Raw genomic sequence first — 16209 nt, forward strand, 5'->3', positions numbered from 1 at the left:
GCCGCGCGCGCACCGTATCGTCTGCGACGGCCGGCCCAGCTGCACTCCCCACCACGCACAGGCCCGCGATCCCGACAGCCCCAAGCCGCCGAGCCCACATCCAGCGACTCCCCACCCGATCCCCCCACATACCAGCCTGAACTACCTCGCGTACGGGTTGTCCCCCGGCGGAACCGGCGGCTGATGCGACGGCGGAGGCGGCAGAGTCGGCGTGCCCATCGGCGCCTGCGGAACCACCGGCGGCAGGGCCGCTTTCCGCCGCCGCACCACGGCGAACACCACCCCGGCCACCACCAACAGCCCGGCCACCACCCCGCCCACGATCGGCAGCGAACTGCCCGACCCGGACGACGCCTCCGCCTTCGGCTGCACCGTCGGCGCAGCGGCCGCAGCTCCAGCCGAACTCGGCGACGAAGACGGCGGGACAGACGCACTCGCCGACGCCGACGGCGACGGCGACGGCGACGGCGCAGCCGAAGGCGTCACCGCATCAGCCGGAAGCGGCGACACATCCGCAGGCCCGGGATCCCCCGGATCCGTCAACGCGATCCGCGGCCGAACCGCACCCCAACCCGCACCGTCCGTACGGCTGGTCCCGCCGTTGGCCCTACCCGCAGTGTTGATGAGCACCCGCAGGATCTGGTTCGCCGACCAGTCCTTGTGCACCGACCACACCAACGCCGCCGAAGCGGACGCCAGAGCGGTCGCGTCGGACGTGCCGTGGCCCTGGCAGTATCCAGACGGCTCCGTACAGGCCGCGAGTGTGTCCACGCCCGGCGCGACGAGCGCGACTTGCGGCCCATGTTCCGACTCGTCCGTCACGGTCCCGGTCCGATCCACCGCCCCGACTCCGACGACGTTGGGGAGGCCGCCGGGATAGTCGACCGGATTCCCCGACTGCGCCTCATTCCCCACAGCCGCGAACACCAGAGCGCCCTTCGCCCTCGCAGCCGCAAGGATCCTGTTCAGCTTGACCACGTCATCCTGGGAGGCTGTCACCGCAGCCGCGCCTTGCGAGATGCTGATCACCTTGGCGCCCTGATCGACGGCATAGTTGACAGCCTGTCCGATCTGGTCGAGGAAGTCGCTCGTTTCGGACGTTCCCACAGACCCGTTGTTGATCTTCAACGGAAGGAGCCTCACACCGGGCGCAAGGCCGTAAGCTCCATTCCCCCCACGGCTCTTCCCTGTTCCGGCAATGAGGCTGGCCATCATCGTGCCGTGCCCATCGCCGTAGGAACCCACGCCGCCCGAGCCGCCGCTGAAGTCCTTGCCGGGCAGGAACTGACCCACCAGGTCCGGGTGATCCAGCTTGAATCCCCCGTCGATCACCGCAACGGTGATTCCCGTTCCCTTCGAAACCTGCCACATCTCCGGGGCATGCATGCCATCCAGATGCCATTGCGCGGCACGGATCGATTCATCGGCGACCGCAGGTGCAGCAACCGGGCCAATCACAGCTCCGGCAGCTAGGAGCGCCGCCGCGAAAACTCGTCGACGCCCTTGCACATGCCCCATCACAACTCCTCGTCGATCGTTCCGCCGGCTGAAATCCGCGCCGGTGACAGAGCTGCCCGGCCACCAGCAGGGCGAAGTGGCCGGGCAGTCATTTGTTACCTACTCAATCACGTCCGGGTTGCTGTCCGGCGTACCGCTGGTCCAGGTCTCCTCGTCCTCGTGGAGGTAGTCCGCGCGGTTGCGGCGGTCGCGTTCCTTCCGGTTTCCGTGACCGCCCGCGCCCGGGGCCATCATGCCGTTCTGTCCGGACCGGGCACCGCCCTCGGCGGCTCCCGCCGCGGCCGCACGGATGCGCAGGCCCGTACCGCCCGGGGTGAACTCCCCACCGGCAGCGGGGCCCTTGCGGCCGCCGACCGTACCGCCGGGGGTCGAGGTCAGCCCGCGACCACGCGAGCCGCCGACACCGCCGCCGCCGACACCGTGGCCGCCGCCCATACCCGGGTGCATGCCACCCATGCCGCCGCCCGGAGTCGTTCCTCCGACCCGACCTCCACCGATCGCGCCCTCACGGCCGAAGACCGCTCCGTTCGGGAGACCGGGGGTACCGGCCTTGCCGGGAACCGAGCCACCGCTGAACGGGCCGGTACGGAGGGGAACCGAGCCGCCGCCCTTACCGGGAATGCTGCCGATGCCCCTGGTCGGGACGGAACCGCCGCCGGTCCCGCCGGGGAAGCCCGCGATCGGCCCGCTGCCCGGCAGGCCGGGCAAGCTGCCGGGGCCACCGGGCCCACCCGGGTAGGTGGGAGTTCCGCTCGGGCCGCTCGGCAGCACGGGGCCGCTACCGGGGCCGACCGGGGTGGTCTGGTCCGGCAGGGTCGGGATGCTGTCGAGGCCGGTACCCGGGCGCGTGACCGGGTCCGACGGGTGGGACGGCGGGGTGGGGGTGCCCGGGTCCTGCGGCGGCGGAGGCAGCTGGCCACGGTCGTACGGGGGAACCGGTCCGGGGTGGGTCGGGTTGGACGGGTCCTGCCAGCTCGTTGCCGGATCGCGGGGCCTCATGGTGGCGCCACCGTAGCTGCCACCGGACGGGCTGTAGCTCCCACCGGCGCTGCCGCCGTTCGTACGGGGGCTGCGGAGGGCGCCTCTCGAGCCAGAACCGTAGCCACCACCGCCCGTGTATTCCGATTCCCCGCCCTTGTTCCGCTCTGCATCGGGCGTCCCCGGCAACGTCACGTCGGCGGGAATCCCGTTCAGCGTCGTCGTCGCCGCGCTGTACGCCTGGGCCAGGTTCCCGACCTGCTTGGCGGCCTCCTGCTGCTCCGTCTGGATCGTCGCCTTGAACGCCTTGTACTCGCCGTCGCTGACCCAAGCGTCCTTGAGCTTCGCCTTCATGTACTCGTCGGCGGTGCCCCCGACCGCCGAGACCTTCGCCTGCACGTCCGGGGGAATCGTCTGCTTCTCGTAAGCGGCGACCTTGTCCATCGCCTGCTGGGGAATCTGGGGCATCGCGACCTTGGCCGTGCTGAGCGCTTCACCCGCCTGAGTCATCGCCCCGCCGGCGGTCGTGGAGTGTTCACCGATGATCGCCGCGGACTTGTACAGGTTCCCGACCCAGGTCTTGAAGTTCTCGCCGGCCTGCCCCTCCCAGGTGACCGTGCCGAGGTGGGCCTGGAGGGCCGTACTGAGTTCCGTCAGAACCCGACCGGCGTCCTGGAGCTTGCCGGCTCGCTTCAGCAGCACGTCAGGCGTGGTGCGGTCGACCAGCGCCTTGAGTTCGGCGTGCTTCATGTCGTTGTATTCGTCTGCCATGACCTGTTCCCCGTTTCCCCGTGAGCCTCTCCCGCGCCGCCGTCAGAGGTTCGTCTTTTCCTTCGGCCCCGTGACGCCCGCGCTCCTCGCCACTGCGTTCTGGTCGGCGGCCGCGTTCTCGTCGCTGGTCCCGTAGGAGCCCGCCGACTGGACGACGGCCTTCTGCATCGCCTGGATCTGCGCCTTGAAGTCCTTGTGGAGCTGGACGAGCTGGCGGTGGACCTTGTTGTAGGCGGAATTCAGGGCCACTGCCTCCGAGAGCGCCCCGGGGTTCTCCCCGCTGACGAAGTTCGCCTGGGTCAGCTTCTGCGCTTCGAGCTTGTACGGCGCGGCTTCCGAGCCTTCCATGGCGGCGAGCAGGGCCTCGACCTTCGTGGCGAACGCCGTGAGCGTCTGAAGCTCGACCTGGACGTCGTTCTTCCCGAAGGCCGCCACCAAGTCGCCCGCGCTGACGCTCGTCTGCACGGTGCTGACCACAGGGGCGATCTTGATCCCGTGCCCCCAGGGCAGCGGGATCGTCGGCCCGTCCAGCATGAACGGCGTCGCGTCCGGCGTCCCCGGCGCTGGCGTCCCCGGTGCCGGCGTCGTACCCGCGCCCGGCGTGGTCGTCGGCTCTCCCACAGCAATCCACCTCTCCCCCGTACGGCCGGCCGCTCCGGGCGTCTCCCGGGCTTCCGTACCGCAACACACCGTCAACTTCTGGCTGGTGCCGTCCTGGTCGGTGCGACCGCCCGCCCTGGGGTCGGCCCCCGCCTCTGTCATGGTAGCCATCGCCTCTGTCGGCCCGGCAGGGCCCATGGTCCGCGCGGGCGCGATCGGTACGAACTTGACACGTACAACCCGGGGTCGGGCCGCTGGATAGACTGCCCCGGTACGCCCCATCTGCCGTGCAATGTCGCTCAGCAGCGAGCCGTGGCCGCAGAACGGACGTGTGACGACATGCCTGAACACAAGCCGAATCCAGATGCGACCCCCTGGTGGGCCCGGGCCGTACGGCCCGCGCGGCCGCCGGTGCCGGTGGTGTTGATGGTGCGGGCGGCGGTCGGGATGGCGGTGCCGCTGGCGGTGGGGCTGGGGGCGCACCGGCTGGATCTGGGGGTGTTCGCCGGGCTGGGGGCGATGCACGCGACGATGAACGACCGCGTGGAGCCGGTACGGCTGCGGACGGCGCGGATCGGGTCGGCGGTGTCGGCTTCGGCCTTGGGGATGCTGATCGGTACGGCCTTGCAGCACGCCCACGCGGGGGCGGTGGCACTCGGGGTCGGGCTGACGCTGACGGCGTTCGTGTCGGGCGCGCTGAGTGCGACGGGCCCGCGCGGGTCGGCGGCGGGGATGCTGCTGCTGGTGTCGGCGGCGTTGGGCAGTGGGATGCCGTTGCCGGGGCCGTGGTGGGCGGCGGCGCCGATGCTGCTGGCGGGGGCGGCGTTGGTCGTGCTGCTGGGGCTGCCCGGTCGCGCGGGCGATCCGCGCACCCGGGCGTTGGCGGCGGTGTACGAGGCGCTCGGCCGGGTGCTCGTCGATCTGGGTACGGCGCGGGGTGCGGAGTCCCGCCGGGTGTTGACGGCCCGCCTGGACCAGTGGCAGGACCTGCTCCCCGGGCACGGCAGGACGGCCCTGCGCCCGGTGTACGAGGCGGCGCTGACCGCGACCGAGGCGGCGACGGGCCTGTTGTGGGCGCGGCGGCCGGTGCCGCCGGAGGTGGCGGCGGTCCCGGACCGGCTGGCGCAGGCGGTGCGGCGCGGCGGTGGCGAGGTGGTGGTGCCCGAGTGGCGGCCGGACACCCCGGCGCGGCAGGCCCTGGACGTGGCGCTGCGGGCCGCCGCGGACGCCGTCGCGGGCCGGCCGGCCCGGATCGCCGCGGCTCCCGCGCCGCCGCCGGACCCGTGGCGGCTGCGGGGGAGGTTGTGGTCCGGCCCGTCGGTCCGGTACGGGCTGCGGGTGGCGCTGTGCATCGCGGCGGGTTCGGCGGTGACGGCCAACTACCCGCTGAGCAAGAGCTACTGGGTGCCGATGACGATCGCGTTCGTGCTGAAGCCGGATCTGGGTTCGGTGTTCCTGCGGGCGGTGAGCCGGGCGGTCGGCACGGCGCTGGGCGTGGCGGTGACGGCGGCGCTGCTGGCGTGGACCACCGAGGAGTGGGCGCTGACGGCGGTGGCGGCGCTGTGCGTGGCCCTGCTGCCGTACGTGACGGCGGCGCACTACGGGCTGAACACGGTGGCGATGACGCCGATGGCGCTGGTGCTGCTCCAACTCGGCGGGCAGAGCAGCGCGGCCGAGTTCCGGCCGCGGGTGCTGGACACGGTCCTGGCGAGCGCGATCGTGCTGCTGTTCGGCTACCTGTTGTGGCCGGAGCGTCCTCGGCACCGGATCGAGCCGCGGCTGGTGACGGCGACGACCGCCCTGCGCGCCTACCTGGACGCGGTGACGGAGCACCGGACCGGCGAGGTGTGGCTGCGCCGTACGGCCTACCGGTCGTTGGCGGACGCCCGGCAGGAGGTGCGGCGGGGGCTGGCCGAGCCGCCGCCCGCGGGCCGGTCGGCCGAGCAGTGGCTGCCGGCCACGGCGGCACTGGAGCGGCTGGGCGGGGCGGTGGCGGCGTTCGCCGCGCAGATCCGGTACGGCGGCCGGGTGCCGGATCCGGCGGAGACCGAGCGGGTCCGCCGGGCCTTGGACGAGTTGGCGGCCGCCGCCCGGGAGCACCGACCGCCGACGAGGCCGCCGGCCAGGCCGGTGTCCGGTGCTCCCGACGCGCCGCACGACCCGGCGCTCAGTGCGCTGGGCCGTGCGGCGGATGAGTTGGAACTCCTGCTCAGGCAGCGGTAGTTCGGGAACGTCGAGCAGGTCAGACCTGCTCGGCCAGCTCCAGCCAGGTCATCTCCAGCTCCTCCTTCTCCTCCCGGACGGTGCGCAGCTTCCCGTCCAGTTCGGCGACCTTGGAGAAGTCGGCGGCGTGCTCGGCGAGTTGGGCGTGCAGCTTGGACTCCTTCTCGTCCAGCTTGGCGATCTGCCGCTCGATCTTCTGCATCTCCTTCTTGGCCGCCCGGAGGTCCCCGCCGGACAGCCCGGCGGCGGCGTCGACGGCCGGGGCCGCGGCGGCGGGGGCGGCCTGCGCCGCGGCGGCGGCCATCCGGGCCCGCCGCTCCAGGTACTCGTCGACGCCGCCGGGCAGCATCCGCATCTTCTTGTCGCCGAGCAGCGCGTGGACGACGTCCGTGGTCCGCTCGATGAAGAACCGGTCGTGGCTGATGACGACCATCGAGCCGGGCCAGCCGTCGAGCAGGTCCTCCAGCTGGTTGAGGGTCTCGATGTCCAGGTCGTTGGTCGGCTCGTCGAGGAACAGCACGTTGGGCTCGTCCATCAGCAGCCGCAGCAGCTGGAGCCGGCGCCGCTCGCCGCCGGACAGGTCGCCGACCGGCGTCCACTGCTTGTCCTTGCCGAAGCCGAACTGCTCGCACAGCTGGCCGGCGCTCATCTCCCGGCCCTTGCCGAGGTCGACCCGGGAGCGGACCTGCTCGACGGCCTGCAGCACCCGGGTCGTCGGCTCCAGTTCGGCGACCTCCTGGGACAGGTAGGCCAGCCGCACGGTCTTGCCGACCTTGATCACACCGGAGGTGGGCTGCACGTCGCCCTCGCTGGCGAAGGCGTCGCGCATGGCGCGCAGCAGCGAGGTCTTGCCGGCGCCGTTGACGCCGAGCAGGCCGATCCGGTCGCCGGGGCCGAGCTGCCAGGTGAGGTTCTCCAGCAGCAGCTTGGGGCCGGCCTTGACGGTGACGTCCTCCAGCTCGAAGACGGTCTTCCCGAGCCGGGCGTTGGCGAACTTCATCAGCTCGCTCTTGTCCCGGGGGTCCGGCACGTCGGCGATCAGGGCGTTGGCTGCCTCGATCCGGTAGCGCGGCTTGGAGGTGCGGGCGGGGGCGCCGCGGCGCAGCCAGGCCAGCTCCTTGCGGGCGAGGTTCTGGCGCTTCTGCTCCTCGACGGCCTCGATCCGGGAGCGCTCGGCGCGGGCGAAGACGTAGTCGGAGTAGCCGCCCTCGTACTCGTGCACCTCGCCGTGCTGGACGTCCCACATCCGGGTGCAGACCTGGTCGAGGAACCAGCGGTCGTGGGTGACGCAGACCAGCGCGGAGCGGCGCTTCTGCAGGTGCTGGGCGAGCCAGTTGATGCCCTCGACGTCGAGGTGGTTGGTGGGCTCGTCGAGGATGATCAGCTCGGGGGAGCCGAGCAGCAGCTTGGCGAGGGCGATCCGGCGGCGCTCGCCGCCGGAGAGCGGGCCGATGACGGTGTCGAGGCCGTCGGCGAAGCCGGGCAGGTCGAGGCCGCCGAAGAGGCCTTCGATGATGTCGCGGATCCGGGCGTCGCCGAGCCACTCGTGGTCGGCGCGGCCGGCGATCACCTCGTGCCGGATGGTGGCCTCGGGGTCGAGCGAGTCGTGCTGGGTGAGGACGGCCGGTTCGAGGCCGCCGTTCCAGGTGATCCGGCCGCCGTCGGGCTCCTCCAGCTTGGCGAGCATCCGGATCAGGGTGGTCTTGCCGTCGCCGTTGCGGCCGACGACGCCGATCCGGTCGCCCTCACTCACGCCCAGGCTCACACCGTCCAGCAGGGCGCGGGTGCCGTAGACCTTCGTGACGGACTCGATGGTGGCGAGGTTGACGGCCACGTGTGCTGCGCTCCTGGGTTCGGCGGTCGGGGGCGGGCCCAGCCCGCCCCGCTCTCGGGGACGCCCCGATCACCCCAGCCTAATGGGCGGGCCGCCGCACCTTCACCGCCCCGAGGCGGCACCCGCACCACCCCTGGGCGGCATCCTCGCCGCCCCGAGGCGGCGCCCGCACCGCCGCACGACCGCCTTACGGCAGCACCGACGCCCCCGGCACCGGCCCGTACGTGGCGTGCGCGGCCCGGCAGGTGCCGGAGGCCAGCAGCGCCTCGGCGACGGCGGCGGCCGCCTCGGCGTCCTTGACCAGGAAGGCGCAGGTCGGCCCGGAGCCGGAGACCAGGGCGCCGAGCGCACCGGCCTCGGTGCCGGCTCGCAGGGTGGCGGCCAGCGCGGGGCGCAGCGAGAGCGCGGCGGGCTGGAGGTCGTTGGTGAGCGCGGTGGCCAGGGCGACGGCGTCGCCGTCGGCGAGGGCGGCGAGCAGCGCCGGGTCGGCGTCGGGCGTGGGCACCTGGACGTCGCTGGAGCCGGTGCCGGCCTCCTCGCGCAGCCGGTCGCACTCGCGGAAGACGGCGGGGGTGGACAGGCCGCCGTCGGCGACCGCGAAGACCCAGTGGAAGGTGCCGGAGACGGTGACCGGCTCCAGGATCTCGCCCCGGCCGCGGCCCAGCGCGACGCCGCCGAGCAGGGCGAACGGCACGTCGGAGCCCAGTTCGGCGGCCAGGTCCAGCAGCGTGGCGAGGGGGGTGTCGAGCTTCCACAGCGCGTCGCAGGCGATCAGCGCGGCGGCGCAGTCGGCGCTGCCGCCGGCCATGCCGCCGGCGACCGGGATGGCCTTGGCGATGTGCAGGTGCACGCCCGGGTCGGCGATCCCGTGGTGGGCGGCGAGCAGCCGGGCGGCGCGGGCGGCGAGGTTGCCGTCGTCGAGCGGGACGGCGCCGGCGTCGGGTCCGGAGCAGCTGAGCGTGACGCCCTCGCCCCGGCTGGCCGTGACCTCGTCGCCCAGGGCGACCGCGAAGAACACGTTGGCCAGGTCGTGGAACCCGTCGGCGCGCAGTCCGCCGACCCCGAGCTGGACGTTGACCTTGGCCGGTACCCGTACGGTGATCACTCGTCGTCCTCAGCAGATGCGGCAGACGTGGCGGGCGCAGCCGGAGCCACCGGCCCGACGGGCTTGTGCTCGGCGATCGCGGCGAACTGCTCCACCGTCAGCATCTCGCCCCGCAGCTTGTGGTCGATCCCGGCGGCCGCGAGCGCCTGCTCGGCCCCGGCGGCGGAGCCGGCCCAGCCGGCCAGCGCGGCGCGCAGGGTCTTGCGGCGCTGGGCGAACGCGGCGTCGACCACCGCGAACACCTCCGTGCGGCTGGCGGTGGTCTTCGGCGGGTCGCGGCGGATCAGCGAGACCAGCCCGGAGTCGACGTTGGGGGCGGGCCAGAACACGTTCCGCCCGATCGCGCCGGCCCGCTTCACCTCGGCGTACCAGTTGGCCTTGACCGACGGGACGCCGTACACCTTGTTGCCGGGCTTGGCGGCGAGCCGGTCGGCGACCTCGCTCTGCACCATCACCAGGGTCCGCTCGATGCTGGGGAAGGTCGCCAGCATGTGCAGCAGGACGGGCACGGCCACGTTGTACGGCAGGTTGGCGACCAGCGCGGTGGGCGCCGGGCCGGGCAGCTCGGTGACCTCCATCGCGTCGCTGAACACCAGGTCGAAGGAGTCCGCCTTGCGGGGCATCCGGGCCGCGACGGTGTCCGGCAGGTGCTGGGCGAGCACCGGGTCGATCTCGACCGCGGTGACGTGCCGGGCGACCTCCAGCAGCGCCAGCGTGAGCGAGCCGAGCCCGGGCCCGACCTCCACCACCGCGTCCTGCTCCGTCACCTCGGCGGCACGGACGATCCGCCGCACGGTGTTGCCGTCGATGACGAAGTTCTGCCCGCGCTGCTTGGTCGGCTTCACGCCGAACGCGGCCGCCAGCTCCCGGATGTCGGCGGCGCCCAGCAGGTGGCTGTCAGGGGTGGGGTCGGTGGTGCTCACGCGCCAAGGATACGGGCGCGGGCGGCGCCGTCCGGACGCGCCGGACCGCGCCGCCCCGCCCGGCCGGGGCTCGGCCGGGCAGGGGACGGTCAGCGGACGGCCAGCGGACGGCTCAGTACCCGAAGGCCCGCGCCGTGTTCGCCGCGATGGCCGTCGACAGCTCGTCCTCGTGCAGCCCCAGGGTGGCGGCCATCGAGCGGACCGTGACCGGGATGAGGTACGGCGCGTTCGGCCGCCCCCGGTACGGGTGCGGGGTGAGGAAGGGGGCGTCGGTCTCGACCAGGATCCGGTCGAGCGGGGTGGCGAGGAGGGCGTCGCGCAGCGGCTGGTTGGCCTTGAAGGTGACCGGGCCGGCGAAGGAGAGGTACCAGCCGTGCTCGGCGCAGGTCTTCGCCATCCCGGCGTCGCCGGAGTAGCAGTGGAAGACGGTGCGCTCCGGGGCGCCCTCGGCCAGCAGGACGGCGATGACGTCCTCGTGGGCGTCGCGGTCGTGGATGACCAGCGCCTTGCCGTGCCGCTTGGCCATCTCGATGTGGCGGCGGAACGACTCCTTCTGGATCTCCACGCCCTCCGGCCCGGTGCGGAAATAATCCAGGCCGGTCTCGCCGACGGCGCGGACCTGCGGCAGCGCGGCCAGCGCGTCGATCTCGGCGAGCGCCTCGTCCAGCGCCGCCTGCCCGCCCGCGAGCCGCTGCTGTCCGGACCACCCGTCGGCGTCGCCGAGGAAGATCCGCGGCGCCTCGTTGGGGTGCAGGGCGACGGCCGCGTGCACCTGCTCGTACCGGGCCGCCAGTTCGGCGGCCCAGCGCGAGCCGGGCACGTCGCAGCCCACCTGCACGACCGTGGTGACGCCGACCGAGGCGGCCCGGGCGAGCCCCTCGGCCGGGGTGCCGGCCTGCATGTCGAGGTGGGTGTGCGAGTCGGCCACCGCCACGGCCAGGGGTTCCGGCAGCGGCGGCGGGGTCGACCGGTCGTCGTCCTTGGCGGGCATCAGGCGGTCGGCTTCTCTTCGAGGCGCGGGAACAGGATGTCGCCCTTGGTGACGGTGGCACCGGCGGGCAGCCGGCCCCAGTCGCCGGCGGTGGCGACGCGCTGGTCGGCGAGCGCGCCGAGGCCCTCGGCGGCACCGAGCGAGGCCCACAGCTTCTCGGCGGTGGACGGCATCACCGGGTTGAGCAGCACGGCGGTGCCGCGCAGCGACTCGGCGGCGGTGTAGAGGATGGTGGCCAGTCGGGCCTGCCCCTCGGCCGACTCGTCCTTGGCGACCTTCCACGGCTCCTGGGTGGTGAGGTAGCCGTTGACCTGCTTGACGAACTCGAAGATCGCCGCGAGGCCGCCGGCGAAGTCCAGCTCCTCGCCGATCTTGGCGTCGGCGGCGGCGACGGCCGCGGCCAGCCCGTCCGCGACGGCCTGCTCGGCCTCGCCCGCAGCGGTGGCGGCCGGCAGCGCCCCGCCGAAGTACTTGCCGACCATCGCGGCGACCCGGGAGGCCAGGTTGCCGAAGTCGTTGGCGAGCTCGGAGGTGTAGCGGGCGGTGAAGTCCTCCCAGGAGAACGAGCCGTCCGTGCCGAACGGGATCGCCCGCAGGAAGTAGTAGCGGTACGCGTCGACGCCGAAGTGCGAGGTCAGGTCGGTGGGCGCGATGCCGGTCAGGTTGGACTTGGACATCTTCTCGCCGCCGACCATCAGCCAGCCGTTGGCGACGACCCGCTTGGGCAGCGGCAGGCCCGCGGCCATCAGCATGGCCGGCCAGATCACCGCGTGGAAGCGCAGGATGTCCTTGCCGACCAGGTGGACGGAGGCCGGCCAGAGCTCGGCGAAGCGCTCCGGGTCGCTGCCGTAGCCGGCCGCGGTGATGTAGTTCAGCAGCGCGTCGACCCAGACGTAGAGGACGTGCTTCTCGTCCCAGGGCAGCGGGATGCCCCAGCTGAAGGTGGAGCGGGAGATCGAGAGGTCCTTGAGGTCCTGCTCGACGAAGCGCAGCACCTCGTTGCGGGCCGAGGCCGGCTGGATGAAGTCGGGGTTGGCGGCGTAGAACTCCAGCAGCCGCTCGCCGTAGGCGGAGAGCCGGAAGAAGTAGTTCTCCTCCTCCAGCCACTCGACCGGCTTCTTGTGGACCGGGCAGAGCTTCTCGTCCTCGGTGGCGCCGTCGAGCAGCTCGTTCGGGAGCTTGTACTCCTCGCAGCCGACGCAGTACGGGCCGGAGTAGCCGCCCTTGTAGATCTCGCCCTTGTCGAACAGCTCCTGGACGAACTCCTGCACCCGGTCGGTGTGCCGCTCCTGGGTGGTGCGGATGAAGTCGTCGTTGGCGATCTCCAGGTGCTGCCAGAGCGGCTTCCAGGCCTCCTCGACCAGCTTGTCGCACCACTCCTGCGGGCTGACGCCGTTGGCCTCGGCGGTCCGCATGATCTTCTGACCGTGCTCGTCGGTGCCGGTCAGGTACCACACCTTCTCGCCGCGCTGGCGGTGCCAGCGGGTGAGGACGTCGCCCGCCACGGTGGTGTACGCGTGGCCCAGGTGGGGACGGTCGTTGACGTAGTAGATCGGGGTGGAAACGTAGTACGCCGGGGTGCTCGCCCCGGTGGTGCTGTGGTCTGCAGTGGCCGCCATGGTCGGAAAGCTTAGTCGGGCCCGAACGCACCCCTCGACCGCATTACCCCGGCGCCGTGCCGGGCCCCGGCGCCCCCGCGCCCCGCCGGGCCCTCAGCACCTCCACGTACTGCGGGGCCGCCCGCCGCACTGCTCGCGGCGGGCGGCCCCGGTCGCGCTCCCCGGGCCCGTCGGCCCGGTCAGCCCAGGAGCCGCGACCAGAACCGGGCCCAGCGTCCCTGCGGCTCGGCCGCCCCGGACGCCGGGGTCGCCCCGGCCGGCTCGGCGTGCGCCGGGTAGCCGGGGGCGTGCTGCCAGGGCTGGTCGGCGACGGCCACCCGGCCCTCGCGCATGATCCGGACGGTGTGTCCACCGCATCCCGGGCAGGTCGGCTTGAGCAGCGGGGACGGCACCCGGACACCGTTGGCGTGGTACTCGAACACGGTGTGGCCGTCCCGGGCCACGTGGTGCTCGATGTCGTACGCCTGCTCCCAGCCGTACCCGCAGCGCAGGCAGGCGAAGGAGTAGGCCTCCCGCACGGTCTCGACGGGAGTGTGCGCCCGCCCCGCCAGGCCGGGGGCGCTCAGCGCGTTGCCACTGCGGGGGCTACCGATCGTGTCGCTCATAGCCAACTCCCAGTGCCCGTCGGGCCCTCGCCCGGCTGGGTCTTTCCGTTCAAGGAAATGCCCGTACCGCCCTGGCTGACGCCCTTCTTGTGAAGACTTGGAAGCGGGTTGGCGAGCCCTATACAAAGGGCGCGTCGCGAACCGGAATCCGGGGTCGAACCTTCAGCTCAGCGGGCGTTTAGCCGGGCCTTCACTCCAAGGTACGACTCCCCGCCCGCCACGCAACCCCCGGAATTCACCCCTTTTTCGGCGCCCCGTCGGGGCCGTCCTTCGGTCCGTCCTTCGGTCCGTCCTTCTTCGCCGCGACCACCGCGTCGAAGACCTCCCGCTTGGGCACGGACAGTTCGACCGCGACCGCCGCGATGGCCTCCTTGCGGTGTTCCCCGGCCTCCTCCCGGACGGCCACCAGCCGGGCCAGCTCGGCCGGGGTCAGTTCCCGGGGCGCGGCCGGCGGGGCGCCCGCGACCACGACGGTGATCTCGCCCTTGACGCCGTCCGCCGCCCAGGCCGCCAGCTCGCCGATCGGCCCGCGCTTGACCTCCTCGTAGGTCTTGGTGAGCTCGCGGCACACGGCGGCCGGGCGCTCCGGCCCGAAGGCCCCGGCCATCGCGGCCAGCGCCTCGGCGATCCGGTGCGGCGCCTCGAAGAAGACCATGGTGCGCGGTTCGGCGGCGATCGAGGCCAGCTGCCGGGCCCGGTCGCCGGTCTTGCGCGGCAGGAAGCCCTCGAAGGTGAAGCGGTCGACCGGCAGGCCGGACAGCGCGAGCGCGGTGAGCACCGCGGACGGCCCGGGCACCGCGGTGACCTTCACGTCCGCCTCGACGGCGGCCGCCACCAGCCGGTAGCCGGGGTCGGAGACGGAGGGCATCCCGGCGTCGGTGACCAGCAGCACCCGGGCGCCGCCGAGCAGCGCCTCGACCAGCTCGGGGGTGCGGCCGACCTCGTTGCCCTCGAAGTACGAGACGACCCGCCCTGCCGGGGTCACCCCGAGCGCCTGGGTGAGCCGGCGCAGCCGACGGGTGTCCTCGGCGGCGATGACGTCCGCCGTCGCCAGTTCGTTGACCAGCCGGGGCGGGGCGTCCGAGACGTCGCCGATGGGGGTGCCTGCGAGAACCAGTACTCCTGTCACGGACCCCATCTTCGCAGCTCCATCGCCCCCGGAGCTTTGGTGACGATTCGGGCAGCTTCCGAGGGACCGCTCACCCGTACGAGGAGCGCCCCTACGATGTGGCGGATGAACGGCGACACGGCGGCGCAGACGCCCACTGGTACGGACCACTCCGCGCAGGGCGGTGTCGGCCTGCCGTCCCCCCGCTCACCCGAGTCCCCCGTCGGCTGGCGGGAGCGCCTGGCCGGGTACGGCTACCGGGCCCGCCCGACCGGCACGCTCACCGAGCGCCTCGTCCCGCCGATGCCGGACGGCCCCCGGGTGACGGCGCCCGACGTCGCGCAGTCCCCGCTGCTGCTGCGCCTGGGCCTGCGGCTGCCGCAGGGCCTCTGGTACTTCCTGTGCCGCTGGTCCGGCTGGCTGGGCCCGGTCGCGGTGGCGGTGTTCGCCGGGCTGCTGCGGTTCACGGACCTCGGCCAGCCGCACGCGATCATCTTCGACGAGACGTACTACGCCAAGGACGCCTACGCGCTCTGGCACGGCGGCTACGAGATCAACTGGCCGGAGGACGCCAACACGACGATCATGACGCCGGGCGCGGCCGTGCCGTACCGCCCGACGCCGTCGTACGTGGTGCACCCGCCGGTCGGCAAGTGGATCATCGGCGCGGGCGAGCAGCTGTTCGGCATGAACCCCTTCGGCTGGCGGTTCGCGGTGGCCCTGCTCGGCACCCTGTCGGTGCTGATGCTGGCCCGGATCGCCCGCCGGATGTTCCGCTCCACCCTGCTGGGCTGCGTGGCCGGGCTGCTGCTCTCGGTGGACGGCCTGCACCTGGTGCTCAGCCGGACCGCCCTGCTCGACCTCGTCGTGATGTTCTGGATGCTCGCCGCCTTCGGCTTCCTGCTGCTGGACCGCGACCACACCCGGGCCCGGTTCGCCGCGAAGCTCGGGGGGACCGAGAACCCGCTGCTCGCCCAGCGGCTCAACCTGGGCTGGCGCCCGTACCGGATCGCGGCCGGCGTCTGCGTCGGCCTGACCTGCGCCACCAAGTGGAGCGGCCTGTACGTCGCGGCGGCCTTCGGCGTGCTGACGGTGCTCTGGGACGTCGGCGCCCGCCGGCTGGCCGGCGCCCCCCGCCCGTACCTGGCGGTGCTGGCCCGGGACGTGGTGCCGGCCTTCGTGTCGGTCGTCGTGGTGTCGGTGGCCGTCTACCTGGCCTCCTGGTGGGGCTGGTTCGCCAGCAGCAACGCCCCCGGCCAGGGCGGCTGGGGCCGGGACTGGGCGGTCGGCCGTTCCACCGACTACCCGTGGATACCCGAGGGGCTGCGCGCCCTGTGGCACTACCACTCGACGGTCTACGAGTTCCACACCCACCTGACCGACCCGCACACCTACCAGTCGAACCCGTGGTCCTGGCTGGTGCTGGGCCGGCCGGTCTCCTTCTACTACGAGTCCCCCAAGCTCGGCCAGAACGGCTGCACCGTCACCGACTGCGCCCGCGAGGTGCTGGGCATCGGCACCCCGCTGCTGTGGTGGACGGCCGTGCTGGCGCTGGTCTACTGCCTGTGGCGGTGGGCGTTCCGCCGGGACTGGCGGGCCGGCGCGCTGCTGTGCGGCCTGGCCGCCGGCTACCTGCCGTGGTTCCTCTACCAGCAGCGGACGATCTTCCTCTTCTACGCGGTGGTCTTCGTCCCGTTCCTGGTGCTCGCCGTGACGATGCTGATCGGCGCGCTGATCGGGCCGGCCGGCGCCTCCCGGGACCGCCGGATCATCGGCTCGGCCGCGGCCGGGCTGCTGGTGCTGCTGATCATCTGGAACTTCCTCTACTTCTTCCCGCTGTTCACCGGGCAGACCATCCCGCTGGAGCAGTGGCGCAACCGGATGTGGTTCACCAGCTGGATCTGAGCGGCCCGCACACGGTCCCCCCGAACCGT

12 protein-coding genes are annotated in these 16209 nt (G+C 72.8%); 2 read left to right on the top strand and 10 right to left on the bottom strand.

Going from position 1 to position 16209, the window contains the following annotated elements; all coding sequences use genetic code 11:
• Positions 1-141: 141 nt before the first annotated feature.
• The 3 genes from ACFVXG_RS07415 to ACFVXG_RS07425 form a co-directional block, all read right to left on the bottom strand.
• A complete protein-coding gene (locus ACFVXG_RS07415; RefSeq protein ID WP_387925213.1) occupies positions 142-1518 on the bottom strand; it encodes a S8 family serine peptidase in 1377 nt (458 codons plus the stop codon).
• A gap of 99 nt (positions 1519-1617) precedes the next feature.
• Positions 1618-3267, bottom strand: coding sequence for a WXG100 family type VII secretion target (locus ACFVXG_RS07420; RefSeq protein WP_387925215.1), 1650 nt, complete (start codon positions 3265-3267; stop codon positions 1618-1620).
• A gap of 42 nt (positions 3268-3309) precedes the next feature.
• On the bottom strand, positions 3310-3888 hold the full coding sequence (locus ACFVXG_RS07425) for a hypothetical protein (RefSeq protein WP_387925216.1): 579 nt from the start codon (positions 3886-3888) through the stop codon (positions 3310-3312).
• 318 nt (positions 3889-4206) lie between these two features.
• On the opposite strand from ACFVXG_RS07425, the gene ACFVXG_RS07430 reads away from it, so the two are divergent.
• Positions 4207-6090: an FUSC family protein gene (locus ACFVXG_RS07430; protein WP_387925217.1), complete on the top strand. Its 1884-nt coding sequence runs from the start codon at positions 4207-4209 to the stop codon at positions 6088-6090.
• Between the two features lie 19 nt (positions 6091-6109).
• On the opposite strand, the gene ACFVXG_RS07435 is transcribed toward ACFVXG_RS07430, so the two are convergent.
• The 7 genes from ACFVXG_RS07435 to rsmI all read right to left on the bottom strand — a co-directional run bounded on the left by ACFVXG_RS07435 (position 6110) and on the right by rsmI (position 14296).
• Complete coding sequence (locus tag ACFVXG_RS07435; RefSeq protein WP_387925219.1) at positions 6110-7924, bottom strand: ABC-F family ATP-binding cassette domain-containing protein; 1815 nt, start codon at positions 7922-7924, stop codon at positions 6110-6112.
• A gap of 187 nt (positions 7925-8111) precedes the next feature.
• Positions 8112-9029 (bottom strand): 4-(cytidine 5'-diphospho)-2-C-methyl-D-erythritol kinase, encoded by a 918-nt coding sequence (locus tag ACFVXG_RS07440; RefSeq protein WP_387925221.1) that lies wholly within the window; start codon positions 9027-9029, stop codon positions 8112-8114.
• On the bottom strand, positions 9026-9952 hold the full coding sequence (gene rsmA / locus ACFVXG_RS07445) for a 16S rRNA (adenine(1518)-N(6)/adenine(1519)-N(6))-dimethyltransferase RsmA (protein ID WP_387925223.1): 927 nt from the start codon (positions 9950-9952) through the stop codon (positions 9026-9028). Before rsmA ends, ACFVXG_RS07440 begins: the two co-directional genes overlap by 4 nt.
• A 112-nt stretch (positions 9953-10064) precedes the next feature.
• The gene (locus ACFVXG_RS07450) at positions 10065-10943 is read right to left on the bottom strand and encodes a TatD family hydrolase (protein ID WP_387925225.1); all 879 of its coding nucleotides are present in this window, start codon (positions 10941-10943) and stop codon (positions 10065-10067) included.
• Entirely contained in the window at positions 10943-12562 is a 1620-nt protein-coding gene (metG, locus tag ACFVXG_RS07455; protein ID WP_387925227.1) for a methionine--tRNA ligase, read from the bottom strand. The genes ACFVXG_RS07450 and metG overlap by 1 nt, the downstream gene beginning before the upstream one ends.
• A gap of 179 nt (positions 12563-12741) precedes the next feature.
• On the bottom strand, positions 12742-13173 hold the full coding sequence (locus ACFVXG_RS07460; protein WP_387925229.1) for a hypothetical protein: 432 nt from the start codon (positions 13171-13173) through the stop codon (positions 12742-12744).
• Between the two features lie 229 nt (positions 13174-13402).
• The gene (gene rsmI, locus ACFVXG_RS07465) at positions 13403-14296 is read right to left on the bottom strand and encodes a 16S rRNA (cytidine(1402)-2'-O)-methyltransferase (RefSeq protein ID WP_387925230.1); all 894 of its coding nucleotides are present in this window, start codon (positions 14294-14296) and stop codon (positions 13403-13405) included.
• A 96-nt stretch (positions 14297-14392) separates the two neighbouring features.
• On the opposite strand from rsmI, the gene ACFVXG_RS07470 reads away from it, so the two are divergent.
• A complete protein-coding gene (locus ACFVXG_RS07470) occupies positions 14393-16180 on the top strand; it encodes a dolichyl-phosphate-mannose--protein mannosyltransferase (RefSeq protein WP_387925232.1) in 1788 nt (595 codons plus the stop codon).
• The last annotated feature ends 29 nt before the right edge of the window (positions 16181-16209 follow it).

Source organism: Kitasatospora sp. NPDC058162, assembly GCF_042884005.1.
In the GTDB taxonomy this organism is placed as follows: domain Bacteria; phylum Actinomycetota; class Actinomycetes; order Streptomycetales; family Streptomycetaceae; genus Kitasatospora.